This is a genomic window from Streptomyces sp. NPDC001410 (genome assembly GCF_042895235.1).
In the GTDB taxonomy this organism is placed as follows: Bacteria; Actinomycetota; Actinomycetes; order Streptomycetales; family Streptomycetaceae; genus Streptomyces.
Genome location: NZ_JBIAWE010000020.1, coordinates 130,908 through 156,111 on the forward strand (window position 1 = coordinate 130,908; position 25,204 = coordinate 156,111).

A 25,204-nucleotide genomic window follows, 5' to 3' on the forward strand; every position below is an offset into this window, starting at 1 on the left:
CACAGGGTCCCATACGGCCACGCGCCGTGGGCAATCGTCCCGCGGGTCGGGACGGCCGGGACGGCCTGCCGTGCGGGCGCCGCCCCGGGAGGGTCCGGCCCCCGCCTACGCGGCCCTCGTCATGATCCGCAGTACCTCCAGGCTCCGCGGGGGCGCGTCGGGATCGTCGCCGTCACTCGCCGCGAGGCGTATGTGCGCGTCCCGGGCCGCCCGCACCGCCTCCGGCCACCCGTGGTGGTCGACGTAGGCGGAGACCGGCGCGTCCGGGCCGACCTGGTGCATGATCCGCAGCACCCGCAGGACGGCGGTGTCGACGAGCGCCGCCTCCTGCGAGTCCCGGAATATCGTGCCGACGTACTTCTCGGCGGACCAGTTGTCCAGCCAGGTGTCCTCCACCAGGCGGTACACGGCGTCGGTGACGTCGCCGTACCCGTCGACGCCGGCCAGCCAGACGTCGCGTTGGAACTCCGTATCGGAGAGCATGTGCAGCGCGGAGCGCACATTGCTGCGCCAGCGCCACCACGGCATGTCGTTCAGTGGCATGCCGCCCATGGTGGAGGAGCGACGGCCGCGACGGGAAGAGTTCTCCGAACCTTGCACGGTCATCGATCGTACGTTCCTCGCCACACGAGTCTCACCAGCCCCTGTAATTCACCTCAGTGTCACCTTTCGTTGACCAAGGGTCACTCCCGGGTTAGTGATGTGACGGAATCGTGCTTGTCATGACCGGCAGGCCACGCATCCGCAGCACCTTCCTCCCCTTCCTCTCCCGGCCCGTCAGAGCCACCGCCCTGTCGGCGGGTGCACTGGCCGCGTGTGCGTCGCTCACCGCCGGATGCGGGGCCATCCCCGGTGCCACGGGGGGCTCCGGGGATGGCCCGATCAAGGTGATGACCTGGGCGCCCCAGAAGACCGACTCCACCAACAAGCCCGGCATGCCCGCGATGGCCCACGCCTACGGCGAGTGGATCAACGCCCACGGCGGCATCAACGGCCGCAAGCTCGAGGTCCTGACCTGCAACGACCACAACGACAGCGTGGGCGCGGCGAAGTGCGCCCGGCGCGCGGCGGCCGAGGACGTGGTCGCGGTGGTCGGCTCCTACAGCCAGTTCGGCGACTCCTTCCTCGCCCCGCTGGAGAGCGCCGGCATCCCCTACATAGGCGGCTACGGCGTCACCAGCGAGGAGTTCACCGGCCCCATGGTGTACCCGGTCAACGGGGGCCAGCCCGCCCTCCTGGCCGGTCTCGGCAGGGCGCTGGCCGCCTCCTGCGGCCCGGTCTCCCTGGTCCGCCCCGACAGCATCGCCGGCGACCAGCTGCCCGCGCTGCTCAACTCGGGTCTGAAGGCGGGCGGGCACGCTCCGGCCGGCGACCAGCTCGCCGCCGAGAACGCCACCGAGTACGACGGCCAGGTCGACCAGGCGCTGGGGTACGCGAGCAAGGACACGCTCCGGAAGGGGTGCGTGGTGCCCGCGCTCGGGGACCGCACCGACACCTTCATGGACTCCTTCCGGCGGGCCCGCGCGGGCTACCCCGCAGTGCGGACGGCGACCGTGCTCGGCAGCGTCGACCAGACGGTGATCAACTCGACGGGCGGGGCGTCAGGGCCGTACGAGGGGTCGTACATCACCGGCTGGTACCCGGTGTCGTCCGACCCGCGCTGGGACCGGATGAAGAAGGTGATCAACGAGGAGGCCTTCGGCGACAACCGCATCGACCCCGCGGACGCCGGAGTGCAGACCACCTGGATCGCCTACACCGTGCTGAAGGCCGTCCTGGAGAAGATCGGCGGCGGCGAGGTCAGCTCCGACACCGTGCGGCGCACCCTCGACGACGGCCTGAAGGTGTCCACGGGCGGCCTCACCCCGCCCCTGCACTGGCCCTACGAGAGCAAGCTCGCCGGGGTCGGCTTCCCGCGGCTCGTCAACGCCGACGTGACCCTCCAGGTCGTCAAGGACGGCCGGCTGGTCGCGGCGAAGAAGACCGCGGGCTCGGGCTTCGACGGGATCACCGACATGACGGGCACGCTGGAGAACGCCGACCTGGGCTGACCCGGCCGCCGGGGCAGGCCCCGGCGGCCACCCGGCTCACAGCTGGGTCGGCTGGCGCTGGGTCAGGCCGTACTTCTGCGCGATGGTGTTCCACAGCCCCGCGGCCTTCACCTTCTCCGCGCTGGCGATACCGCTCTCCCGGTTGCCGGCCTGGGTCTGGGCGTTGCCGCGGGCCTGGCCCTTGTGGCAGCCCTTCCGGCCGCCGCCCACCTGGTCGGCCCAGGCCGCGTAGTGGTTGTCGGCGGCCGCGGACGCCTGCCAGGCCTTGGTGAGGGCGGCGGTCAGCGCAGCGTTGTTCGGCAGCTTGTCGACGGACAGCTTGCCGAGCCGGGTGACCAGGTCGGTGCGCTGCTTGGCCGCGTCGCGCAGGTTGGCGGCGGACTGGCCGAGGTTGTTGCACTGCCTGACGTTCGCCACCGCCTGGATCACCGAGGCGCGGCTGCTGCCGCTGTCGGCGAGCAGCTTGTCCAGGGCGGCCGCCTGCTGCTGGGCGGGGTCGGCGCCGGACGAGGCGGAGTCCTGAGTGGCCGGGGAGGCCGCGGCGACCGGCTTGTTGTCGCTGCCGTTGTCCCCGCCGCCACCGCTGAACATCGCACCGACCGCGACACCGACGACGACGATGCCGATGCCGACGGCGGCGATCAGCGGCACCCGCGAGCCGGTACGGCCGCCCCGGCGCCCGCCGTCGTCCTCGTCCATGTCGATGGGCTGGATGTACGACGGCTGCGCCGGGCCCGGGTAGCCGTTCGGCTGGATGCGCGGCATCTGCTGCGTGGCGCCGGCCGGGCTCTCCCCGCCCGCCGGCCCACCGCGGAAGAGGTTGTCGAACTCGGCGGGCGGCTGCCGCTCCCCGCCCGGCGCCTGGCCGGTGAACGGCGGGATGTACTGGGTGGCGTCGGCGTCGGAGGGGGCGGCCGGCTGGGGCACGCGCCCCAGGTACCGCGTCTCCTCGCCGGCGGACTCGGGCGGCAGCGCGCCGGGCGCCACCGGCGGTATGTACTGCGTGGCGCCCTCGTCGACGCCGGCCGCCGGGACCGGCGGTATGTACTGGGTCGCACCCTCGTCCACGGACGCGGGAGGCAGGGACCCGGCCGGGTACGCGTCCGGCACGGCAGGCGGCAGGGTCGCGCCTTGGGCGGCGGCACCGTGCGCCGCGTACGCGTCCGCGGGCGGCAGGGGCGCCGAGGGGGCGGGCGAGGCCGGGTACTGCTGCTGGTACGGGTCCGGGGCGCCGTAGGCGGGCGGCCGGCCCGCACCGTCCTGAGGCTGCTGGCCGCCGCCGTACTGGGACTGCTGCCCGGCGCCGTACTGCTGCTGATCACCGCCGTACGCCTGTGCCTGACCCGCGGAACCGTAGGCCGGGTCCTGGCCGGCGGAGCCGTAGGCCTGGTCGCCGTACGACGGAGCCGGTGCGCCCTCGGGAGGCAGCGGGCCGGGGCCGTTGCCCGTGGGCTGCTGGTCCGGGGTGCCCCACTGCTGGGCGGGCGCCGGGGGCCAGCCCTGGTCCGGCTGGGGTGCCTGCCGGCCGCCGGGGCCCCACGCGTCGCCCCAGGCCTGGCCACCGGTCGGGGCCGCCGGGGCGGGCGTGGGGGCGCTTGCCATGCCCGGCAGCACGGGCTCGCCTCCGTCGGAGGGCAGCACGATGCCTTCGTGCGCGGGTCGCGCCGAGGGCTCCTCGCCCTGTCCACTCTGCGTCACCGGGACTCCTACGAATGGGGGACCTTCGGAATCGTCGGCTCACGCTACCGGGTCCCCCGAGCCGGGTGCCACGCAGCTCAGGACGCGATCTTCCTCCCTGTGACACCAGTAACAAAACAGCCCCGCAGTTCGCTGTATATGGCAACCACTCCGGGTCCCGGTGTCGTTTCCCGTGCGTTCACGCAACCGCGGGGCCGTTGTTCAGGCGGCCTGCTGCAGGTCGAGACGGGCCCCGAACTCCCGCACGACCGCCTCGTCCCGGAAGGGCTCCAGACGCTGCTGGAGGTCCTCCAGATACTCGGCGCCCCGGTTGGAACGGAGCGTCTCCAGCAGCTCCACCGCCTTCATCCCGGTGCTGCAGGCCTGCTCGATCTCGCGCTGCTGCACCTGGGCCGTGGCGAGCAGCACATAGCCGATGGCGCGGCGCCGGGCCCGGGTCCCCGGGTGTCCGGCCAGCGACTGCTCGGCGTACCGCGCAGCCGCCTCGGCCTGTCCCAGGTCACGGTGGCAGTGCGCCAGCTCGTCCGCCAGATAGGCCTCGTCGAAGTGTGCGATCCACACCGGGTCGTCCCCGGAGGCCGCGTCCGCCTGTTCCATCGCCGAGACCGCCCGCCCGGAGGCCGCCTGCGCGGCCCGGACGTCACCGAGCAGGGCGTGCCCGCGGGCCTCGGCCGCGTGGAACATCGCCTCCGCGCGCGGGGTGACCCGCCCGCGCGCCCCTTCCTGCGCGGCCCGCGCCAGCTGGGCGATCTCGCGCGGGTTGCCGAGCTGCGCGGCGAGGTGGCTCATGGAGGCGGCCAGGATGTAACCGCCGTAGCCGCGGTCGCCGGCCGCCTGCGCCAGGCGCAGCGACTGGATGTAGTACCGCTGGGCCAGGCCCGGCTGCCCGGTGTCCACCGCCATGTACCCCGCAAGCTCGGTCAGCCGGGCCACGGTCGCGAAGAGGTCGCGGCCGACCGCCTCGCGGTACGACCCCGCGAGCAGCCCGGAGACGACGCTGTTGAGGTAGTGCACGACGACCGGGCGCACATGACCGCTGCCGTACTGGTGGTCGAGATCCACCAGCGCCTGGGTCATGGAGCGTACGGCGGCCACGTCGGACTGGCCCACGCGCGGGCCCGCCTGCCGGGCCACCTGGGCGTCCGGCGCGGAGATCAGCCAGTCACGGCTGGGCTCGACCAGCGCGGAGGCGGCGACGGAGGAGCCGGACAGGAAGTCCCGCCGCCCCACGTCGCTGCGCCACAGCTCGCAGACCTGCTCGATGGCCCCCAGTACCGTCGGCGAGAACTGGAGACCGACCCCCGAGGCGAGGTTCTTGCCGTTGGCCATGCCGATCTCGTCGATCGTGACCGTACGGCCGAGCTTGCGCCCGAGCGCCTCCGCGATGATCGCCGGGGCCCGGCCCCGCGGCTGCTGACCGCGCAGCCAGCGGGCCACGGACGTCTTGTCGTAGCGCAGGTCGAGACCGTGCTCGGCGCCGCACATGTTGACCCGCCGGGCCAGCCCGGCGTTCGAGCACCCCGCTTCCTGGATGAGTGCCTGCAGCCGTTCGTTCGGCTGCCTCGCAACGAGAGGCCTTGCGGCCATGAGCTACCCCCTGCGAACCCCTGGAGCGTGAAGATCCGGCCGGAAGGATCCGGTCCTGAAGATCACTGCCCAGCTGACATACCGTCAATGCGTGACATGTGCGGTTTGCCGGGGTAAAGGCTGTTGGCCACCCCCATCCCTGGCTACCCATCCCACGCCCCGCTTCCTCCCGCGCGCCCCCACTCGTGCACCCGTGCGCCCCGGCCGAGGAGTCGATGCTCCTCCCCTGCCCGCGCCCCGGCCGTAACTCCAGGTGAATGCGGGAGTTGAGTGAAACGTGGAAGAGACGATCGCCGGCACGCAAGCCGCTCAGATTCCGCAGCAGCGCGGGGAATCGCTGCTGGAAACCGCCGTACGCTACGCCGAGGAGCGCCACTGGGACGTGTTCCCGGGCGCCTGGCTGGAAGCCGTCGACGGGGTGCAGCGCTGCGCGTGCGGTGATGCCTCCTGCCCCGCGCCGGGTGCGCACCCCACGCGCCCCGACTGGGCGACACAGGCGACCGGCAGTGCGACCGTCGCGCGCCGGATGTGGCAGAAACAGCCGACGGCGTCGATCCTGCTGCCCACGGGGCGTACGTTCGACGCGTTGTCCGTGCCGGAGACTGCGGGGTTCCTGGCGCTGGCCCGCATGGAGCGGATGGAGTTGACCCTGGGCCCGGTGACGCTCACTCCTGACCGCCGTATGCAGTTCTTCGTGCTGCCGGGGGGCTCGGTGAAGGTTCCCGACCTGGTGCGGAAGTTGGGGTGGTCGCTGGCTTCGCTGGACCTCATGCCGCTCGGCGAGGGGAGCTACGTGGCCGCCCCGCCGACTCGCTTCGGCTCGCGTGGCGCCGTGCAGTGGGCCTGCCGGCCCACGCCGGCGAATCGATGGCTGCCGGACGCGGAGGAGTTGATCTCGCCGCTGGCCTATGCGTGCGGCCGGGATCGCTGACGTGCGCCCACGCGACGGAGCCGCATATCAGGCACAGTCCCCGCACCCCTGAAGGCGTTTGCCCACCGTAGGGTTTTGGCATGACCGAGGCTGCGGTTCGTGTGCGAGGGCTCGGGAAGCGGTTCGGGCAGCAGGTTGCCGTGGGCGGGATCGATCTCGATCTTCCCTCCGGGAAGTTCATCGGGCTGATCGGGCCCAACGGAGCCGGGAAGACCACCACGTTGTCCATGGTGACCGGGCTGCTGCGGCCCGATCATGGGTCCGTCGAGGTCGCCGGGCGCGACGTGTGGCGGGACCCGGTGGCCGTGAAGGCACGGATCGGCGTGCTGCCCGAGGGGCTGCGGTTGTTCGAACGGCTGTCGGGGCGGGAGCTGCTGGGGTACTCGGGGCGGCTGCGGGGGCTGCCCGGCGCCGAGGTCGACAAGCGGGCCGCACAGTTGCTCTGCTCCCCCGTGATCACGCTGGCAATCTGGCTGAACGTGACCGCGGACGGGGATGCGTGGAGGTGGCTGCTGCTGCCGGCGGGGGCGGGTTACGGCGCGACGCTGACCCTGATGAGCCTGAGACTGGCGGCCCCACGAACGGCGACCCGCCTACCGGAGATCCTGACGGCAGTGAGCAAAGGCTGACGGAATCTTTTCGACAAGGGGCCCCTGCAACCCCCAAGGGGCGCGGGGAACTGCGCGACCAGCCCCCACGAACCCGCACCCGCCAACGCACACAACCCACGCAGACGAGAAGGCGCTCACCCCGCCAGCACAGCCTCAAGAAACGGCTCCACAGCCAACCGCCAAGCCACCGGCTGGTCATAGTGGACAAGGTGCCCGGCGTCAGCCACCTCCGCATACTCCCCGCGAGGAAGAACCCGCACCATCTCCTGCGCCTCGGCCCGCCCCAACTCACCGTCGAGGCCACGAACGACCAGCGCCGGACACCGGACCTGGGCCAGCTCCTCCCAGTGCGCGTCGTACACCCAGCTCTCCCGGGTCGCAAGCATCTGCTCCGGCTCGAAGACGGGCCGCCAGCCGTCGGCGGACTCATGCATGACCTCGGCGTAGAAGGCACCGCGGGCGGGCTGGGGACGCTCCACCCAGGGATCGTCCTCGCCGAACCACTTGCGGACGTCGGCGAGGGTGGCGAAGGGGACGGGCCAGGACCGGAACCAGTCGGCCCACTCGCGCTGCGAGGCCGAGCCCAGCGCGGAGGCCCGCATGTCGCAGATGATCAGGCCGCGCACCAGGTCGGGGCGTTTCGCGGCGAGCTGCCAGGCGGTCAGGGCGCCCATGGCGTGGCCGATGAGGACGGCAGGGGCGAGGCCGAGCTGTTCGAGGGCGGCCTCGGCGTCCTCGACGTAGGCGTCCCGGGTGTACGCGGCCTGCGGCAGCTTGTCGCTCTGGCCGTGGCCGCGCTGGTCGAGCGCGACGGCGCGGTGGCGCTCGGCGAGCCAGCGGGCGGTGGACGCCCAGTGCGAGGCGCGGCCCATCAGGCCGTGGAGTAACAACACACCCGGAGCCCCGGGCTCCGCCCCCGGTTTGGGCGGGTCCGCGAACTCCCACGCGGCCAGGCGCACCCCGCCCGCTCCCGCCACATCGATACGCCGTGCCATCGGCCTGGCACCCCCCAGCTCCGCCTGCTTCGTACCGGTGTACTGCCGTGTCGCAGTCGTACTGTCGCTCGTACTGTCGCTCGTAATGCCGCCGCAGACTATCGAATACCTATTCGAAAATACTGCCTCTGCGGACAACACCCCTCATTCGAGTGACACCTCGCAATGAATGATCGCCGCCGCCGAGGGGATCTTTCTGGCGGGAGGCGGACCGCTCGGGGAAAAACGGTCCGAGGGGGATGACCCTGAGAGCTCGGGGCTCCGGGTCAGCACAGGGGAGGACAGGCCCCGGCGCCACACAGCGCCGGGGCCCTCCCATGCTCAGCGCTTGGCCACGAACACATGCGAGGCGACGTCCGCCTCCAGCTCGGCCGCCTCACCGCCACTGCCCACCAGCACACCGCCGGCCGACTCCGTCACGCTCACCACCGAACCGGGCTGCACGCCCGCACGACGCAGCGTGTACATCAGCTGGGCGTCCGTCTGGATCGGCTCACCGATACGGCGCACGACGACCGTCTTGCCGTCACTGCCCGGGTCCAGATCGGCCAGCGACACCATGCCCTCGTCCAGGAACGGGTCGGCCCCGTCCTTCTCGCCCAGCTCCTCCAGGCCCGGGATCGGGTTGCCGTACGGCGACTCGGTCGGGTGCCGCAGCAGCTCCAGCACCCGGCGCTCCACGGCCTCGCTCATCACGTGCTCCCAGCGACACGCCTCCGCGTGCACCTGCTCCCACTCCAGGCCGATGACATCGACCAGCAGACACTCCGCGAGACGGTGCTTGCGCATCACACGCGTGGCCAGTCTGCGGCCCTCGTCGGTCAGCTCCAGGTGCCGGTCGCTGGCCACCGAGACCAGACCGTCGCGCTCCATGCGCGCCACCGTCTGGCTCACCGTCGGCCCGCTCTGGTCCAGCCGCTCCGCGATGCGGGCGCGCATGGGGACGACGCCTTCCTCTTCGAGTTCGAGGATGGTGCGGAGATACATCTCCGTGGTGTCGATCAGTCCGGACATACGTGCCCCTCGATTACCTCTGCCGGAAGCTCGCCGCTCTCCGGCGCGTGCGCTGGCCCTGGATTCAATTCTGCCGGATACCACTGACAACCGTGCCGCACCGCGGAAACCACGCGGTGAAGACTGCCCCGGCGCATGGCCCGTCCGCGCACCCCCGTATTGACACCGCACTGGTCCAGACCGCACGGTGATCCGCGACACAGACGCTTGCGAAGGGGCACCGCATGAGCGACGGCACGCCTGCCGACCTGTTCTTCGACGCCGCCATCGGCCTGCTGCAACGGGTCCGGGAGGAGGAGGCCGAGGCGATCACCGCGGCCGGCACCCTGCTCGCCGACACCGTCGCCGCCGGCGGCCGCCTGTTCACCTTCGGCGCCGGACACTCCTCCCTGGCCGCCCAGGACGTCGTATACCGCGCCGGCGGACTCGCCCTCATGAACCTGCTCGCCGTCCCCGGAGTCGTCGGCGTCGACGTCACCCCGGCCACCCTCGGCTCCGCCCTGGAACGCGTCGACGGACTCGCGAGCGCCGTCCTGGACTCCTCCCCGCTCCGCGCCGGCGACGCCCTCGTGATCATCTCCCTGTCCGGCCGCAACGCCCTGCCCGTCGAGATGGCCCAGGGCGCCCGCACCCGCGGCGTGCACGTCATCGGCGTCACCTCCGTGGCCTATGCCGCGCAGACCGAGTCCCGGCACAGCTCCGGCACCTTCCTCAAGGACCACTGCGACATCGTCCTGGACTCGAAGATCGCCGTCGGCGACGCCGAACTCACCCTCGACACCATCCCGGCCCCCTTCGCCCCCGCCTCCACCGTGGTCACCACCGCCCTCCTGCAGGCCGTCATGGCCACCACGGCCGCCACCCTCGCCGACCGCGGCATCGAACCCCCGCTGCTGCGCTCGGGCAACGTCGACGGCGGCCACGACTGGAACGCACGCGTCATGACGGAGTACGGGGACCGGATCTTCTACCAGCACTGAGCACCGCCTACTGCCCCCGGCACCAGGCACCGGCTACTGCTCCGCCGGCTTCTCCCGCACCGCCTCCGCCAGGTCCAGCGCCGCCGCGATCCGTACGGCCACATCCTCCGCGTAGGCCGCGTCCGCACGCTCGAAACGGCTGCGGCCGGCCCCGCGCAGAAACGTGACCACGCCCAACGTCCGCCCCCGGCTGCGCAGCACCACGCACAGCGCGTGCACCGCGTCCTCCGGCCACTGACGAGCCAGCGCCCACTCACGCGCCCGCTCGGCCGGAATCGACCCGGCATCCGCACGCACGGTCCCGGCCCGCTCGACACTGGTCAACGCCGGATGCCCCTCCTCGTACCGCAGCGGCAGCCCGGCCGCCCCCGAGAGCAGACTCGGCCCCGGCGCACCCGCGGGCGTGGCCGCCAACCGCACCAGCCGCACCGGAACCGCCTCGTCCCCCTCCGCGCGCGGAGCACCCGCCACACGGTCGAGCAGGGCATGGTCGGCGAAACCCGCGAGCGCGAAATCGAGATGGACGGTGGCCGCCTCCGCCGCGTCCTCGCACTCGGCGGCGGCACGGGCCGCCCGGTGCAGCTGATTCGTACGGAACCGCAGCAGGGCCGCCTCCTGCTCGCCCTGCTTGGCCTCCGTGACGTCCTGGAACAGCCAGCCGACCCCGAGCGGCACGGGCTCCTCCGCCAGCGGCGAGGCCAACCGCACGAACCCACTGCGCCAGCAGCGCCGCTCCTCGCCCTCGGGCACCCGCACGGTCACCCACATCTCCGCGGGCGCGGGCGGCGCACCCTCGGCCAGAACATGGGTCAGCGCACTCTCCAGCTCCTCCACACCCTGCGCCAGCAACTCGCCGAGCGGCCGCCCGAGCGCGGACGTACGCCCGATACCGAGCGCCCGAGCCGCATGCGCGTTGACGACAGCGGGACGCAGATCGGCGTCGACCAGCACGACACCCCAGGACGCGTCCTCGAACAGCGCCTCGCTCAGCGCGATGGACCGCTCCAGATCGATCTGCGCATGCACCTCACTGAACGCGCAGTACAGACCCGCCGGCTTCCCGTCCGGCCCCCGGACGGCAGCGGACTGAGTCCGCACCAGAACCCGCCCGCCGTCCTTCGTGACCAGGGCGAACTCATGAACCTGCCGGCCAGGCGCATGCATGGCCGACATCAGCCGCGCCTGCACATCCTCGGCGTCCGCGCTGCGCACCGCCCACCCGGCGAACCCGTGCCGCCCGACCGCCTCCGCCGCGGTCCAGCCCAGAATCCGCTCGGCCTCCCGGTTCCAGTGCGTGACCACCCCGTCCGCGTCGAAAGCACACAGCGCCGCGTCCATGCCGTCCAGCAGCGCGGCGAGCAGATCGGAGCCCCCCGAATCGTCCGGCCCGTCGGGCCCGTCATGGCTCTGCGGACCATCGCGCTCGGGCTCGTCCGGCCCCAGCTCGTCGGTGGTCCCACTCCGCCGGGAAGCACTCACCTGGACCCCCTGGAGGCTGCGTCGGCGCATCTGTGGCGCTCGGTTCGCTCACTGGCCTTCATTCAACTGGAACGTGACGCAGCCCACATCCTGTTCCCGCAGATTGAAGGAATCAATGCCCGGCACCGGGCTCCGGCTCCAGCCGCAGGTCGACCCACTCATCGGTCTCCCCGTCCAGCACGTACCGCTCGATCTCCACGAACCCGCGCCGCTCGGCGAACCGCAGCCCGTCCTCGTTCACGGCCAGCACACACGTCTCGACCACCCCCGCACCCAGCACACGAGCACGGGCGAGCCCACTCTCGTACAGCGCCGTACCGAAGCCACGCCGCCGGAACTCGGGCAGCACACGCGCGATGACCGTCGCAACGCCCTCCTCCCCGACCGGCGGCCGCACGGTGGAACACCCGACGAGCACATCACCCAGATACGCGTTCTCCAGCCGGTACCGCTCACGACGCACCCGGGCGTCGTCCAGGGACATGGCGGCGGGCGGCACGATGACGTTGTGGAGGTGGCGCCATTGTTCGAGCTTGGGGTCGCTGTCTACGGCTTCGATTCGAAGATCGGTCACACTGGCAGCCAACCGGCCCTGCCTGCATCCGGTCAACCGCATAACTGATCGTCCAAGAATGACGTTCTGGGCCGGCTGTCCTGGACACCACCATGCACCCGTGGAAACCGGTGGCTGCACGGGACACCCCCCATAGGCTCAGCGCGTGTCAGATCATGATCACGCCAAGCAGCCCCGAGCTGTGGGCCCTGTGACGGGAGCTGCTGGAAGACCGCCGAGCACCTGGCCGACGGCCTCTTCTCCTACGCTGCCCAGCTGAGCCCGCAGACGCCCTCGGCCGCCACTCACGTGCCCGTCGTATGGTGACAGAAGGCGCCGGGCAAGCCCGCGAACGTGATCTTCACCGAGCGCGAGGGCGGCCCGGAGGGCATGGCACAGGTCCGACCAACACCGAACCCTGGGCATCTCTGCTCTGGGTGACCGGCCGAGGTGAGCTGCCGGGACGAGAGCGACTCACCCGGTGGAGGTGGGACAGCGCCCCTCGTTCACAACGTCGAGGCCGCCACCCAGGGCGGCTGGGCGTGCCGGCGGCTGCGCCGTGGAGAGGTCACGCGTCCGGGCCCTCAGAGGGGGACCACCTCGGCGCATTTCCTGTTGACCGCGGCGCCGGCATCCGCATCGGCCGGGCAAGCCAGTACCACCCTCACCGCTTACGCGTTCGGGAAAATCGACAGGTTCGCAAATCCGAGCGACTTACGCCTGATCTTCCCAGCCTCTCGGTCCTCGTTCATTAGCGTCGCCTGTGTACCGAAGAGGGGAGGCCGCTCGCTCCCCGGCCGCAAGGCTGTGGAGTGGCCAGCCCCAGTCATCAGGATCGGGCGATCAGGGAGGTGCCCCGATGACTACGTTTCCTGCAGGCGAGCAGACCCACCAGGCTGTGCTTCCTCAGCAGCCTGCTCTGGAACCCGTGAGAGCAGACACCCCCGGGAGCAGGGACGAAACGGCTCACGGACACCCCGCCACCGCGCGGGGCACCGGCAGGGAACATGGGCGAGGGGAGACCGACGGGTACGGCACCAGAACCCATCGGCGTCACGCCAAGCGCGCTGCCCAGGCAGCGCAGGCGGCAGAGAACGGGAGCGGTGACGCTCCCACGCACAACCCGTCGTACGCGGGCGGGACCGGCGCGAGCAGGGTCTTCGTCCTCTCCAAGGACGGACACCCGCTCATGCCCTGTCACCCTGCACGAGCACGAGAACTCCTCCGCAAGGGGCGAGCGGCAGTCGCACGTCAGGCGCCTTTCGTCATCCGCCTGAAAGACCGCACGCTGGCCGACTCAGAAGTCGACGGCGTGCAGTTACGCATCGACCCCGGCTCCAAGGGCACCGGTCTCGTCCTCACCGACGAGAAGAAGGAACCCGCCGAAGACGGCGCCACCGCGACTGTCCGACGCGGGCTCGTCTCGATCGAGCTCCACCATCGAGGCGCACAGATCTACAGCTGCATGCAACAGCGCGCGGGCTACCGACACAGGCGACGCTCGGCCAACTGCCGTTACCGGACTCCACGCTCACAGAACAGAGTCCGCCCCGACGGATGGCTGCCGCCCTCTCTACGCCACCGCGTCGACACCACCTTCTCCCTCGCCAACCGCCTGTGCCGTTACGCGCCCGTCACCCACATCCATCTGGAACACACAGCCTTCGACACCCACTCCATGAGCGCGGGCAGACCGCTCTACGGTGCGGAGTACGCGCAAGGCCCCCTGGCGGGAACCACTGCACGTTCCTACCTGCACGCCAGGCGGGACAGCGCCTGCGCCTACTGCGGGGCTACCGGCGTACCCCTGAACATCGAGCACGTACGCCCTCGCAGCCGACAAGGATCCAGCCGCATCTCGAACCTCGTCCTCTCCTGCATCCCGTGCAACAAAGCCAAGGGCAGCCGGTCCATCGAGTCCTTCCTCGCCCACCGGCCCGACCTCCTGGCCCGGATCCTCGAACAGACCAAAGCCCCGCTCCGCGACGCCGCTGCCATGAATGCGATCCAGTGGCAGCTCACGGAGGCGCTGGAGACGCTCGGGAGGCCCGTACACGCCTGGCCAGGCCATCTCACCAAGGCCAACCGCGACGCCATGGGCCTCGCCAAGACACACACCCTGGACGCCCTGTCCGTCGGTCACCGTGATCACGAGAGCGGAGACGTGATCGCTCGTTTCCCTGATCAGGTACTGGTTGTCAAAGCCACCGGTCGCGGCTCGTACGCCCGCACCACGCCGGATCGGTATGGATTCCCCCGGCTGCGGCGGGCCCGTAAGAAGCAGCACTTCGGGTACATCACCGGCGACCTTGTACGCGCTGTCGTGCCCTCCGGCAAGTGGGCAGGTACTTGGACCGGCCGTATCTCCGTCCGAGCCAGAGGCCAGCACAGCCTCACCACCTCGGTCGGCCGGATCAACGTCTCTCACTGGAATCTACGGCTGCTCCAGCGGGGCGAGGCTACAGCCTCCGCCCGGAAGCCGTTCCATCAGCATTTCCAAAAAACAGTTGAGCCCGTCTCGGCAGCTTCTTAGGGTGGGCGTTACGTAGGAAGGGAGGTGATCGGGTAAATGAGTGAAACCCGGACGCGCGAGGTGGCTGCGGGCTAGCGGCCCGCCACCACACCATGTGCGGTGCCGGACCAGCGTGTGAGAAACACGTAGCCGGCCTAATCCAACGCAGTCACCCGACCCGCGAGCTCGCCGGTACGTCCGGCCGGCTCCTCCGCCGACCAGGCGGAGGAACCCGAGCTCGCGGGTCGTCTGCGTTCAGGGAGGGTCCAGCGCCTTCAGGGGCTGAGCCGCTCCACATCCCACGCCCCGTCCCGCCGAGCCACATACCGCAGCCGGTCATGCAGCCGGCTCTCGCGCCCCTGCCAGAACTCGACCGTCTCCGGTGCGATCCGGAACCCGCCCCAGTGCGGCGGAACCGGCACCCGCTCCCCCTCCGGGTAGCGCGCGCCCAGCTCCTCGTACGCGGCATCCAGCTCGTCCCGGGACGAGAGCACCGAGGACTGCGCGCTGGCCCAGGCGCCCAGCTGCGAGCCGTGCGGGCGGGTACGGAAATACGCCGCGGTCTCGTCCCGGCCCGTGCGGCGCGCGACACCCGTGACGATCACCTGACGGGCGATCGGATGCCACGGAAAGAGCAACGAGACGTACGGGTTGTCGGCCAGCTCACGCGCCTTGCGGGAGTCGTAGTTCGTGTAGAAGACGAAGCCGTCGGTGTCGTACCCCTTCATCAGGACCGTGCGGGAACTGGGCCGGCCCGCCGCGTCCGCCGTGGAGACCACCATCGCGTTGGGCTCGTACAGCGTCCCGTGCAGGGCGGCCCTGGCGGCGTCCTCGAACCAGCGGGAGAACTGGTCCATGGGGTGCGCGGCGAGGTCCTTCTCGTCGAGGCCGGCGGCCCGGTACTGCTTGCGCATGGCGGCGGGATCGACGAGGGGGTCGGGGCTGAGGTCGCTGTCGGTCACGCGGTCATCCTGCCGTATCGAACGCGCGTGGCACTCAGTGTCGCGTGGTCTCCCCAACTATGGCACTCGGGGTTATCGTGCTGGTCTCCCTTGCGGTTTGGGTGACCACCGGCTGATCGGGGCATCACCGGGGTGACCGCCGCCGACACTTTCACGAGGAGCCGCCTGATGTCCGATTTCGTACCCGGGCTCGAAGGAGTCGTCGCGTTCGAGACGGAGATCGCCGAACCCGACAAGGAGGGCGGCGCCCTGCGCTACCGCGGCGTCGACATCGAGGACCTGGTCGGACACGTCTCCTTCGGGAACGTGTGGGGGCTGCTGGTCGACGGCGCCTTCAACCCCGGACTGCCGCCCGCCGAGCCGTTCCCGATCCCGGTCCACTCCGGTGACATCCGTGTGGACGTACAGTCCGCGCTGGCCATGCTCGCCCCGGTCTGGGGCCTGAAACCCCTCCTCGACATCGACGCCGACCAGGCCCGCGACGACCTCGCGCGCGCCGCCGTCATGGCGCTGTCGTACGTCGCCCAGTCCGCGCGCGGGCAGGGTCTGCCGATGGTGCCGCAGCGAGAGATCGACAAGGCGCACTCGGTCGTCGAGCGCTTCATGATCCGCTGGCGCGGCGAGCCGGACCCCAAGCACGTCGCGGCCGTCGACGCCTACTGGACGTCCGCCGCCGAACACGGCATGAACGCCTCCACCTTCACCGCGCGCGTCATCGCCTCGACCGGCGCGGACGTCGCCGCGGCCCTCTCGGGGGCGGTCGGCGCCATGTCCGGACCGCTGCACGGCGGCGCCCCCTCCCGAGTGCTCGGCATGATCGAGGAGATCGAGCGGACGGGTGACGCCGAGGCGTACGTCAAGAAGGCCCTGGACCGCGGGGAGCGGCTGATGGGCTTCGGCCACCGCGTGTACCGGGCCGAGGACCCCCGCGCGCGCGTGCTGCGCCGTACCGCCAAGGAACTGGGCGCGCCGCGCTTCGAGATCGCGGAGGCGCTGGAGAAGGCGGCCCTGGAGGAGCTGCACAGCCGCCGGCCGGACCGGGTGCTGGCCACCAACGTCGAGTTCTGGGCCGCGATCATGCTGGACTTCGCGGAGGTGCCGGCGCATATGTTCACGTCGATGTTCACCTGCGCCCGGACTGCCGGGTGGTCTGCGCACATTCTTGAGCAGAAGCGGACTGGGAGGTTGGTGCGGCCTTCTGCTCGGTATGTAGGACCGGGGGCGCGTAGCCCGCGGGAGATCGAAGGGTACGCGGACATCGCCCACTGAAGGGGTGCATAGGGGGCGCAGGCGGCTGCGGGCCGGTTGTGGCTGGTCGCGCAGTTCCCCGCGCCCCTGCGCCAAGCCTCCCTGCGTTCCTATACGGAGGCGTTCAATCGATTCCGTACGGTGGCGATCAGATCCTCTTCGAAGGAGGGGTCGACCCACTCCACGGACACATTGCACGGCCTGTCATCGACCCTGCGGAACGTAACGGAAGGCGGTCTTTCCCCGAAGCGCACCCTTGTGCTGTGTTCGTCCGCGTCCCACTTCGAGCCGCTGCTCAGAGTGAAGGACGTCGGAGAGCCATCCCCGAGCGAAAGGGTCACCTCGACGGCGGCCCCGTCGCAGCCGTCGGCGGATACGATCCCATTCCAGGAGACAACGGACTGTTCGTCCCGCGAGGATTCCAGAACCGCGTGCCGAGAGGAGCCCGCTGGAAGGCTCCACGTGTATCTCACCAAAGGCGGACAGGAGGTGAAGTCACCACTACAGACTGCCGGTTCCGACCGGGCACGGGGTTCCTCACCTTCGGCAACGTGCCAGGGGTTTCCGACCTGGCTGGCGATGTACATCACATACACGATCGCGACGCTTAAAGCCGGCACGATGAACTGCGCGAAGCTGGGGACGAAGGGGAGCAGGGAGGCGGTCCTCCGCCCTACCGAAAGCTTGGGCGTGTAGGCGGACCTGGCGCCTTGCATCGGGGAATCCGAGAGATGGTCCTCGAGGCGGGCGTGCCGGAACTGGTAGACCGTGCCAGCCTCACGCAGGACGCCGAGTCGGTGGGCGTCTCGCAGGAAGGCTGTCAGGCTCCGTGGGAGACGGCCCGTCACCCAGAACCAGAGATGCGACAGGAAGTACACGCCCCACGCGGAACTGAGCAGCGTCGCGCTTCCGCTAACCAGCCCGAAGATGCGGGCGTAGTACCAGGCCACGGTGGGATCGGCTCCCACCCAGACCAGGAGTGCACCTGTTGCCAGTGCGGTTGCGCCAGCGGCCGTGGCGCCGGAGAGGCAACCGATCCGGAAATAGCGGAACAGGCTTGAGCCCGGCCGATGCAGCCCGTCTTCCGTGATGTAGACCTGCTCGAGGTCCTTCCTGATCCCTCTGTGGAAGACAAAACCGACCATGCCGGTCGTCACCCCGATCAGCGCAGCCATGAAAGAACCCTGCAGTACGTGGAAAAGCCACCCCCACGCCGCGCCGAAGAGAAGACCGACGAGCACAGCGACCCCGGGAAAGCTCAGCTGCCACCACCCGAAGTCGCGGGTCTCGTCCCGGCGGACCTGGTCGGCGATCAGCGACAGATAGCGCTTCGCCTTCACCGGACTGAAGCGAGGGTGGTCGTCATAGATCGCAGGAAGGTATTTCTTGAGCAGGTGCGTCTCGATCTCGGCAACGGACTGAACGGTCAGCAGCTCTCCAGGGGTGCTGGAGGGAGGCCGGTACACCTCGCGGGCAAGGTAGAGCATGAGCGGGGAACGAAAAGCCCGTGACACGGCAGCGTCCGGTTGCGTGCTCAGCGCGGCGAACACCTTCTTCCAGCGGCCGACATCCTTGTTCGGCCCCTTCAGGTAGGTGATTGCCTGATCGACGTTCACCTCTTCGAGCTTCACCACTGCAGCGGAGGTGAACTCATGCCCGCTGCCTTTGCCCGCGTCATACTCGGTGGCACGACACGTCACGACCAGCGGAATGCGTTTCCCGATGGCCCTGTCGATGGCCTTGGTCGCGAGAACACGCAGCGCTTCCGGTAATTCGTCCAGACCGTCGAGAATCGGCATGATCAGCCCGTCACTGATCATATTGCCGGCGAGATTTCTTCGCATTCGGCGCCTGAGCCTCCCGAGAGCGGGGACGAGCGACACGGCGCGTTGCGCCATCCAGTCCTGCAGCTCGACCGTCGGTCTCCACGAGGACAGCGAGAGCACGATGGGTACCGGGTGGCCCGGCCGCCACGCCGAGAGCAACTCCCACGCCAGCAACCGGGCCAGGATGCTCTTGCCCGCCCCTGGCGCTCCCAGCACCACGAGCTGTCGTCGGTCACGGGGAAACGTCCTGAGAAGCTCCGGCAGCTGGGTCACGCTGCCTCGGGCCGGAAAGCGTGCGTCGTCCGCTGACACCGCTGATGGTCGGTAGGGAGGCTTGACGCATGACCAGGACACCGGGATGGGTGCGGGTTGGCCGAGCTTGTGCCGGTCGAAGTCCTCATCCAAATGGGCTTTCGCGGCTCTGCGGAGCGCGTCCAGGGCTCTGGACTCCGGCTTTGACGGCGGGGTGGCAGGTGCAGGGAACTGACTGTTGTGCAGGCCCTGACTCCTGTGCACGCCGTGACTTTTGTGGCTGTTGTCCACGTCGCCGGGGTCGCCGTTGCCGCTCTCGTTGCTCCGGCCGGGCGGCGGCAGCTGGGCGATCGTTGCGATGGTTGCCGCCGCCGCGTGCCTGGCGGCAAGCGGCTGGGTGTGCCTGTCGGAGTCGGGGCCCTTGGTGCCGTCGGCCCTGTCGCTGATGCCACGGATGATCAGGATGGGCAGTCTTTCAGAGAGGTGGGCGGCGTGAGCTGCGCCGGAACCCTCCATCTCGATCGCTGCCGCGTCCTGGTAGTGCTTGCGTAGACGACGGGCAGTGGGCGAGTCCGACGCGTTGAGGACAACGTTCCCGGCTGCGATGGGTTTGAAGTGGACGTTCGGTGCCGTCGCGGGCCGGTGGCCGGCCGGGACGCGTTGCATCCAGTCATCGGTGAGCAGGGCGAAATGGGCGGTCTGCTGAAGGCGCAAGGCGGTGTCCCATGTGTGGGCATGTCCGTGGAACCCTTCCGTGGATTCCTTACCGCCGGAGTAGTCGACCACCTTGGTGGCGACGACGACGTCACCGATGTCGATGTCGTCCTTGAGTCCCCCCGCGACGCCCGTAACGAACAGAGCATCGGGTTTGAGCCAGCTGTTGATCCGTTCGGTGAGCGCGGCGGCGCCAAGCGTGCCGGGACCGATCCATGCGACAGCGATCCGCCAGGGAACCCCCTCCACCGCTCCCACTTCGACGATCATCCCGCCGCCGTCGTCGTGGTCCAGCCGCTCCGGATCGGTGAGGTGCGCTCGTACGGCCATGTACTCCAACCGCAGCGCGGTCAGCACGACAGCGGTCCCCGTTGATGTCCGCATAGCCAAACTCTAGCGACTTCAGGGGCGTTGACAGCTGTCCACGCCCCTCAGGCTGTTGATCACGCCGGGCTCAGGAGGCTCGCGTGGTGCCGTTCCGCCACCAGCGGATGCGCCCTCAGCTTGCCCTTCAGCTCGTTGTAGCCGTACTCGGCGAACAGGGGGTTCGTCGGGTCGTCGGTGATGCCCGGGGCCTTCGACGCGTGAGGGAAGGGCAGGGGCTCCACCCTCGCATCCAGCCGGGGGTTGTAGAAGAAGGGCACGGAGAAGCGTTCCGTTGCGCCGGGCGGGCTGATGACGCGGTGGTTGGTGGCCAGCAGGTAGCCGTTGGTCGCCACCTCCAGGAGTTCGCCGAGGTTGACGACGAAGGCTCCCTCGATCGGCGGTACGTCGTGGAAGAGGCCGTCCTCGCGATGGACCTGGAGGCCGCCGACCGTGTCCTGGAGCAGGAGGGTCAGGAAGCCGTAGTCCTTGTGGGCGCCGACGCCCTGGTCCGCGCCGTCGGCCGCGCTGCCGGGGTAGCGGACGAGCTTGAGGTGCGGGTGGGCGTGGTCGCCGAAGACCGGGTCGTAGAAGTCGGCGGGGGCGCCGATGGCGGTGAGGAGTTCGTGCAGCAGTTTCCCGGCGACTCCGCTGAGCCTGTCGATCCAGGCGAGGGCGGCGGTGCGCAGCTCGGGGAGGGCAGCGGGCCACTGGTTGGGGCCCTGCAGCCACCAGTACGGGGGCTCGCCGGGGCCGGGGACGTGGGCGGGGCGTTCGGCGCCTATGTCGAGCTGGTCGCGCCAGTCGCGGGCGCCGCCGGTGCGTTCGTCGCCGGTACGGGTGTAGCCGCGGAAGTGCGGGGAGTTGACGTTGTCGAGGGCGAGGCGGTCGGCCTCGGGGAGGGCGAAGAAGGCGCGCATGGCGGTGAGCAGGGCGTCGGTCTCGGCCCGGGTCACGCCGTGTCCGACGAGCTGGAAGAAGCCGACGTCGTGGGCGGCGCTGTGCAGCTGGGCGTGGAGGAGGGCGCGGGCCTGGGGGCCGCGGTCGGCGGCGGACAGGTCGATGATCGGGAGCTGGTCGTACGACGGGGTCGTCGCGGAATGCGTCGTCATGGGAGCGTCCACAGGGTGTGTGGGCCACGGGCAGGGCCGCCGAGAGTGGGGCGGCGCCCGGAATGCCGTAAAAGGAAGAAAGGGGGCTGGGTCAGGCAGAAAGCCGACAGCCCATGCTCGTGACGCGCACGTAGTCCACGTGGCGACGGCGAACGAGCATCAGAGGCATGGGCCCAAGGGTAACGCGCTCCCGCGGTAACGCCCTCGGCCCGGTGTTTCCTCAGCCCAGGGATTCCTCCAGCAGCAGCGCCCACTGGGCGACCACGCGTTCACGGCGCGCGGTGTCGTCGGTGAGGAGGTTGGCGAGGCCCAGGCCGCGGGCCATGTCGAGCAGGCCCTGGACGGTTTCCCGGACGCCGGGGCGGGACTCGTCGGCGCCGAGCAGGTCGACGGCGATGCGGTGGGTCTCGCGGCCCACGCGGGCCTCCAGCTCGGTCACGCGCGGGCGCAGCTGCTCTTCGTCGGAGGCGGCGACCCACAGGTGGAGGGCGGCGCGGAAGAGGGGGCCGGTGTAGAGGTCGACGAGGGCGAAGACGACGGCGCGGCGGTCTGCGGGGCCGTCCGGGAAGAGTGCGCGCAGGGCGGTGGAGCGTTCTTCGGCGACGTACTCGACGGCGGCCGTGAACAGGTCCTCGCGGGTCGGGAAGTGGTGCTGGGCGGCGCCCCGGGAGACGCCGGCGCGTTCGGCGACGACGGCGACGGTGGAGCCTGCCCAGCCGTGCTCGGCCAGGCAGGCCACGGCGGCCTCCAGGAGCCGCTGCCGGGTGGCCCGGCTGCGGTCCTGCTTGGGTACGCGGTCGCGTTCCGCCGTACTCACACCACCCATGCCGCATCCCGTCTTTCCAGGAAGGCCGTCATCCCCTCCCGGGCGTGGGCGGTGGAGAACAGCCGGGCCGAGAGCGCGGTCAGCTGGGCCGCGTCCCGGTCGAACGTCTCCAGCACCCTAGCCGTGAGCAGCTGTTTCGTCTCGGCCAGGGCCTGTGGGGAGGAGCGGCGCAGGCCGTCGAGGACGGGGGCAAGGGCTTCGTCGACGTCGTCGGCGGTGGTGGTGAGCAGGCCCAGGCGTACGGCTTCGGCGGGGGCGAAGCGTTCGCCGGTGAGGTAGTAGCGGGCGAGGGCGCGGGGGTCGGTGCGCGGGATCACCGGGAGGGAGATCACCGCGGGGGCGACGCCGATGCGGACCTCGGTGAAGGCGAAGGTGGCCTGGGTGGAGGCGGCGGCGATGTCGCAGGCGGCGAGGAGGCCGAGGCCGCCCGCGCGGACGTGTCCGGTGATCCGGGCGAGCACGGGTCTGGGCAGTTCCACGATCTGCCGGAGCAGGCCCACCAGTGCGTCCGGGTCGGGTGGGTCGCGCAGGTCGGCGCCGGCGCAGAAGGTGGTGCCGGTGTGGGTGAGGACGACCGCCCGGACGTCCGGGTCCTTGCCGCAGCCGGTGAGGGCCTCGGCGAGTTCGGCGACGAGGGCGGCCGAGAGGGCGTTGCGGGTGTCGGTGGAGTCCAGGCTGAGGGTTTCGACGCCACGCGCGCGCGTGCGTCCGATCAGTGCGCTCACGTGTGCTCCCTGAGCTGTCGGCGCAGGATCTTCCCGCTGGCCGCGCGGGGGACGGTGTCGATGAAGGTGATCCGGCGGACGCGTTTGTAGGGGGCGACGCGTTCGGCGACGTAGAGCATGATCTCGTTCTCGCTGAGGTCGGCGGCGGTGGGCTGGCGGACGACGAAGGCGTGCGGGATCTCGTTGCCGTCCTCGTTGTAGGCGCCGACGACGGCGGCGTCGGCGATGCCGGGGTGGGTGAGCAGGAGGGCCTCCAGCTCGGCGGGGGCCACCTGGAAGCCCTTGTACTTGATGAGTTCCTTGACGCGGTCGACGACGAAGAGCCAGCCGTCGTCGTCGACGTGCCCGATGTCGCCGGTGTGCACCCAGCCGTCGGCGTCGATCATGTCGGCGGTGGCGTCGGGGCGGCCGAGGTAGCCCTTCATCACCTGCGGGCCGCGGATGAGGATCTCGCCGGGCTCGCCGGGGCCGAGGTCCTTGCCGGGGTCGTCCAGGGAGACGATCCGCATCCCGGTGCCGGCGATGAGCTTGCCGACCGTGCCGGGGGGCGCCTGGTGCAGGGCGTCGAGCGGGACGACGTGGGTGCCGGGCGACAGTTCGGTCATGCCGTAGGCCTGGCCGATCGGGGGCAGGCCGAGGCGTTCGGCGCAGGCGGCGGCGAGGGCGGCGTCCAGGGGGGCGGCGGCGCTGATGACGTACTTCAGGGACGAGAGGTCGTAGCGGGCGACCGCCGGGTGCTTGGCGAGGGCGAGGACGATCGGCGGGGCCACGTACAGGCCGGTAATGCGGTGGTTCTCGATGGCGGCGAGGAAGGTCTCCAGGTCGAAGCGGGGCAGGACGACGACCGTGGCGCCCTTGCGTAGGGGCGCGTTCATCAGGGCGGTGAGGCCGTAGATGTGGAAGAACGGCAGGACGGCGAGGATGCGGTCGCCGGGGCCGGTCGGGACGGGGGGTTCCAGCTGGGCGAGGTTGGTGGCGATCTGTCGGTGGGTGAGCATCACGCCCTTGGGGACGCCGGTGGTGCCGGAGGAGTACGGCAGCGCGGCGACGTCCTCGGCCGGGTCGAAGTCGATCTCCGGTTCGGGTGCGGCACAGGCGAGCATGTCGATCAGCGAGCGGTGTCCGGGTGCGTTGTCGCACACGAATATCTCCCGTATGCCGCCCGCGAGTTCGGCGGCCCGGCGGGCGGACTCCAGCAGCGGGGAGACGGTGACGATCCAGCGGGCGCCGCTGTCGCCGAGCTGTTTGGCGAACTCCTCGGGTGTGGCGAGCGGGTGCACGGTGGTGACGGAGGCGCCCGCGCGTGTGGCCGCGTAGAAGGCGGTCGGGAAGGCGATCGTGTTGGGGCTGTGCAGGGCGAGGACGTCGCCCTTGCGTACGCCGGCGTCGGCGAGCGCGGCGGCCAGCCGCCGGTGGAACCGGTCCACTTGTTCGTACGTGAGGGTCGTGCCGTCCGTGCCGTCGATGAGGGCGGGCTGGTCGCCGAAGTCGGCGGCGTGGCCCAGGACGGCCTCGTGGATGGGGAGTTCTACGGGCGGGACGTCTGCGTACTCGCTGCGGAACACGGTTCCTCCAAGCGGCTGCTGCGGCTGCGGCCTAGTACGACTTGGGCAGGCCCAGGGTCTGGTGGGAGACGTAGTTGAGAATCATCTCCCGGCTCACCGGAGCAATACGAGCCACGCGCGCGGCCGTTATCAACGAGGCGAGCCCGAATTCGCGCGTGAGGCCGTTGCCGCCGAGGGTGTGCACGGCCTGGTCGACGGCCTTCACGCAGGCCTCCCCGGCCGCGTACTTGGCCATGTTGGCGGCCTCGCCCGCGCCGATGTCGTCGCCGGCGTCGTACAGATGGGCCGCCTTCTGCATCATCAGCCGGGCCAGTTCCAGGTCGATGTGCGCCTGCGCCAGGGGGTGGGCGATCGCCTGGTGGGCGCCGATGGGGGCCTTCCAGACGGTACGGTCGCGGGCGTACTCGATGGCCTTGGAGAGCGCGTAGCGGCCCATGCCGATCGCGAAGGCGGCGGTCATGATGCGCTCGGGGTTGAGCCCGGCGAACAGTTGGAGCAGGCCGGCGTCCTCGTCGCCGACGAGTGCGTCGGCGGGGAGCCGTACGTCGTCCAGGACCAGCTCGAACTGCTTCTCGGCGGCGTTGAGTTCCATGTCGATGGGGTGTTTCTGGAAACCCTCGGCGTCCGTCGGGACGATGAACAGGCAGGGCTTGAGGCGTCCGGTGCGGGCGTCTTCGGTGCGGCCGACGATGAGGACCGCGTCGGCCATGTCGACGCCGGAGATGAAGACCTTCCGGCCGCTGAGGAGCCAGTCGGTTCCGTCTCGGCGCGCTGTGGTGGTGATGCGGTGGGAGTTCGAGCCGGCGTCCGGCTCGGTGATGCCGAAGGCCATGAGGCGGGTGCCGTCCGCTAGCGCGGGCAGCCAACGGCTCTTCTGGTCCTCGGTGCCGAAGCGGGAGATGATGGTGCCGCAGATGGCCGGGGATACGACGAGCATGAGCAGGGGGGAGCCTGCTGCACCCAGCTCTTCGAGGACGATGGAGAGTTCGGCTATACCGCCGCCTCCGCCTCCGTACTCCTCGGGGAGGTTGACGCCCAGGTAGCCGAGCTTTCCTGCCTCGGACCAGAGTTCGGCGAGGGGCTTTCCTTCGGCGATGGTGCGGGTGAGGTATTCGCGGCCGTAGCGCTTACCCAGAGCGGCCACTGCGGACCGTAGGGCCTTGTGCTCTTCGGATTCGATGTGGGTGGTCATGGGTCTCC

19 protein-coding genes and 1 pseudogene are annotated in these 25,204 nt (G+C 70.4%); 6 read left to right on the forward strand and 14 right to left on the reverse strand.

The genetic code is table 11. The features are described 5' to 3' along the window. Nucleotides 1-105 precede the first annotated feature (105 nt). On the reverse strand, nucleotides 106-606 hold the full coding sequence (locus ACFY3C_RS36100) for a hypothetical protein (RefSeq protein WP_386573531.1): 501 nt from the start codon (nucleotides 604-606) through the stop codon (nucleotides 106-108). Nucleotides 607-722: 116 nt separating this feature from the next. Here ACFY3C_RS36100 and ACFY3C_RS36105 point away from each other — a divergent pair, with 116 nt between their 5' ends. After that, entirely contained in the window at nucleotides 723-2,051 is a 1,329-nt protein-coding gene (locus ACFY3C_RS36105; RefSeq protein WP_390773822.1) for an ABC transporter substrate-binding protein, read from the forward strand. Between the two features lie 36 nt (nucleotides 2,052-2,087). Here ACFY3C_RS36105 and ACFY3C_RS36110 read toward each other — a convergent pair whose 3' ends face one another. Then, nucleotides 2,088-3,749 (reverse strand): hypothetical protein, encoded by a 1,662-nt coding sequence (locus tag ACFY3C_RS36110; RefSeq protein WP_390773823.1) that lies wholly within the window; start codon nucleotides 3,747-3,749, stop codon nucleotides 2,088-2,090. A gap of 201 nt (nucleotides 3,750-3,950) precedes the next feature. Further along, complete coding sequence (locus tag ACFY3C_RS36115) at nucleotides 3,951-5,336, reverse strand: transcriptional regulator (RefSeq protein WP_390773824.1); 1,386 nt, start codon at nucleotides 5,334-5,336, stop codon at nucleotides 3,951-3,953. Nucleotides 5,337-5,613: 277 nt separating this feature from the next. Between ACFY3C_RS36115 and ACFY3C_RS36120 the strand changes: the two genes are divergently transcribed. Beyond that, complete coding sequence (locus tag ACFY3C_RS36120) at nucleotides 5,614-6,267, forward strand: bifunctional DNA primase/polymerase (protein ID WP_386573535.1); 654 nt, start codon at nucleotides 5,614-5,616, stop codon at nucleotides 6,265-6,267. Nucleotides 6,268-6,347: 80 nt separating this feature from the next. After that, a pseudogene (locus ACFY3C_RS36125) lies at nucleotides 6,348-6,710 on the forward strand (ATP-binding cassette domain-containing protein); the annotation flags it as partial. Between the two features lie 302 nt (nucleotides 6,711-7,012). Here ACFY3C_RS36125 and ACFY3C_RS36130 read toward each other — a convergent pair. Continuing rightward, nucleotides 7,013-7,873: an alpha/beta fold hydrolase gene (locus ACFY3C_RS36130; RefSeq protein ID WP_390773825.1), complete on the reverse strand. Its 861-nt coding sequence runs from the start codon at nucleotides 7,871-7,873 to the stop codon at nucleotides 7,013-7,015. 321 nt (nucleotides 7,874-8,194) lie between these two features. After that, nucleotides 8,195-8,887: a metal-dependent transcriptional regulator gene (locus tag ACFY3C_RS36135; protein WP_067120881.1), complete on the reverse strand. Its 693-nt coding sequence runs from the start codon at nucleotides 8,885-8,887 to the stop codon at nucleotides 8,195-8,197. 224 nt (nucleotides 8,888-9,111) lie between these two features. On the opposite strand from ACFY3C_RS36135, the gene ACFY3C_RS36140 reads away from it, so the two are divergent. Continuing rightward, nucleotides 9,112-9,867: an SIS domain-containing protein gene (locus ACFY3C_RS36140; RefSeq protein ID WP_390773826.1), complete on the forward strand. Its 756-nt coding sequence runs from the start codon at nucleotides 9,112-9,114 to the stop codon at nucleotides 9,865-9,867. Between the two features lie 33 nt (nucleotides 9,868-9,900). Here ACFY3C_RS36140 and ACFY3C_RS36145 read toward each other — a convergent pair whose 3' ends face one another. Next, a complete protein-coding gene (locus ACFY3C_RS36145) occupies nucleotides 9,901-11,346 on the reverse strand; it encodes a PAS domain-containing protein (protein ID WP_386573539.1) in 1,446 nt (481 codons plus the stop codon). Nucleotides 11,347-11,458: 112 nt separating this feature from the next. Continuing rightward, nucleotides 11,459-11,920, reverse strand: coding sequence for a GNAT family N-acetyltransferase (locus tag ACFY3C_RS36150; protein ID WP_390773827.1), 462 nt, complete (start codon nucleotides 11,918-11,920; stop codon nucleotides 11,459-11,461). A gap of 838 nt (nucleotides 11,921-12,758) precedes the next feature. Between ACFY3C_RS36150 and iscB the strand changes: the two genes are divergently transcribed. Continuing rightward, nucleotides 12,759-14,432: an RNA-guided endonuclease IscB gene (gene iscB / locus ACFY3C_RS36155; protein WP_390773828.1), complete on the forward strand. Its 1,674-nt coding sequence runs from the start codon at nucleotides 12,759-12,761 to the stop codon at nucleotides 14,430-14,432. Nucleotides 14,433-14,686: 254 nt separating this feature from the next. On the opposite strand, the gene pdxH is transcribed toward iscB, so the two are convergent. Further along, nucleotides 14,687-15,373: a pyridoxamine 5'-phosphate oxidase gene (gene pdxH / locus ACFY3C_RS36160; RefSeq protein ID WP_390773829.1), complete on the reverse strand. Its 687-nt coding sequence runs from the start codon at nucleotides 15,371-15,373 to the stop codon at nucleotides 14,687-14,689. A gap of 168 nt (nucleotides 15,374-15,541) precedes the next feature. On the opposite strand from pdxH, the gene ACFY3C_RS36165 reads away from it, so the two are divergent. Further along, nucleotides 15,542-16,642 carry a citrate synthase 2 gene (locus ACFY3C_RS36165; protein ID WP_390773830.1) on the forward strand — a complete coding sequence of 367 codons (1,101 nt, stop codon included), beginning with the start codon at nucleotides 15,542-15,544 and terminating at the stop codon, nucleotides 16,640-16,642. A gap of 89 nt (nucleotides 16,643-16,731) precedes the next feature. Here ACFY3C_RS36165 and ACFY3C_RS36170 read toward each other — a convergent pair whose 3' ends face one another. The 6 genes from ACFY3C_RS36170 to ACFY3C_RS36195 all read right to left on the reverse strand — a co-directional run bounded on the left by ACFY3C_RS36170 (nucleotide 16,732) and on the right by ACFY3C_RS36195 (nucleotide 25,196). After that, on the reverse strand, nucleotides 16,732-19,770 hold the full coding sequence (locus tag ACFY3C_RS36170) for a hypothetical protein (protein ID WP_390773831.1): 3,039 nt from the start codon (nucleotides 19,768-19,770) through the stop codon (nucleotides 16,732-16,734). A gap of 86 nt (nucleotides 19,771-19,856) precedes the next feature. Then, nucleotides 19,857-20,888, reverse strand: coding sequence for an isopenicillin N synthase family dioxygenase (locus ACFY3C_RS36175; protein ID WP_390773832.1), 1,032 nt, complete (start codon nucleotides 20,886-20,888; stop codon nucleotides 19,857-19,859). Nucleotides 20,889-21,108: 220 nt separating this feature from the next. After that, complete coding sequence (locus ACFY3C_RS36180) at nucleotides 21,109-21,714, reverse strand: TetR/AcrR family transcriptional regulator (RefSeq protein ID WP_386573545.1); 606 nt, start codon at nucleotides 21,712-21,714, stop codon at nucleotides 21,109-21,111. Then, a complete protein-coding gene (locus tag ACFY3C_RS36185; RefSeq protein ID WP_390773833.1) occupies nucleotides 21,702-22,439 on the reverse strand; it encodes an enoyl-CoA hydratase family protein in 738 nt (245 codons plus the stop codon). The genes ACFY3C_RS36180 and ACFY3C_RS36185 overlap by 13 nt, the downstream gene beginning before the upstream one ends. Next, nucleotides 22,436-24,004, reverse strand: coding sequence for a 4-coumarate--CoA ligase family protein (locus tag ACFY3C_RS36190; RefSeq protein ID WP_390773834.1), 1,569 nt, complete (start codon nucleotides 24,002-24,004; stop codon nucleotides 22,436-22,438). The genes ACFY3C_RS36185 and ACFY3C_RS36190 overlap by 4 nt, the downstream gene beginning before the upstream one ends. Before the next feature lie 31 nt (nucleotides 24,005-24,035). Then, complete coding sequence (locus ACFY3C_RS36195; RefSeq protein WP_386573548.1) at nucleotides 24,036-25,196, reverse strand: acyl-CoA dehydrogenase family protein; 1,161 nt, start codon at nucleotides 25,194-25,196, stop codon at nucleotides 24,036-24,038. Between the last annotated feature and the right edge of the window lie 8 nt (nucleotides 25,197-25,204).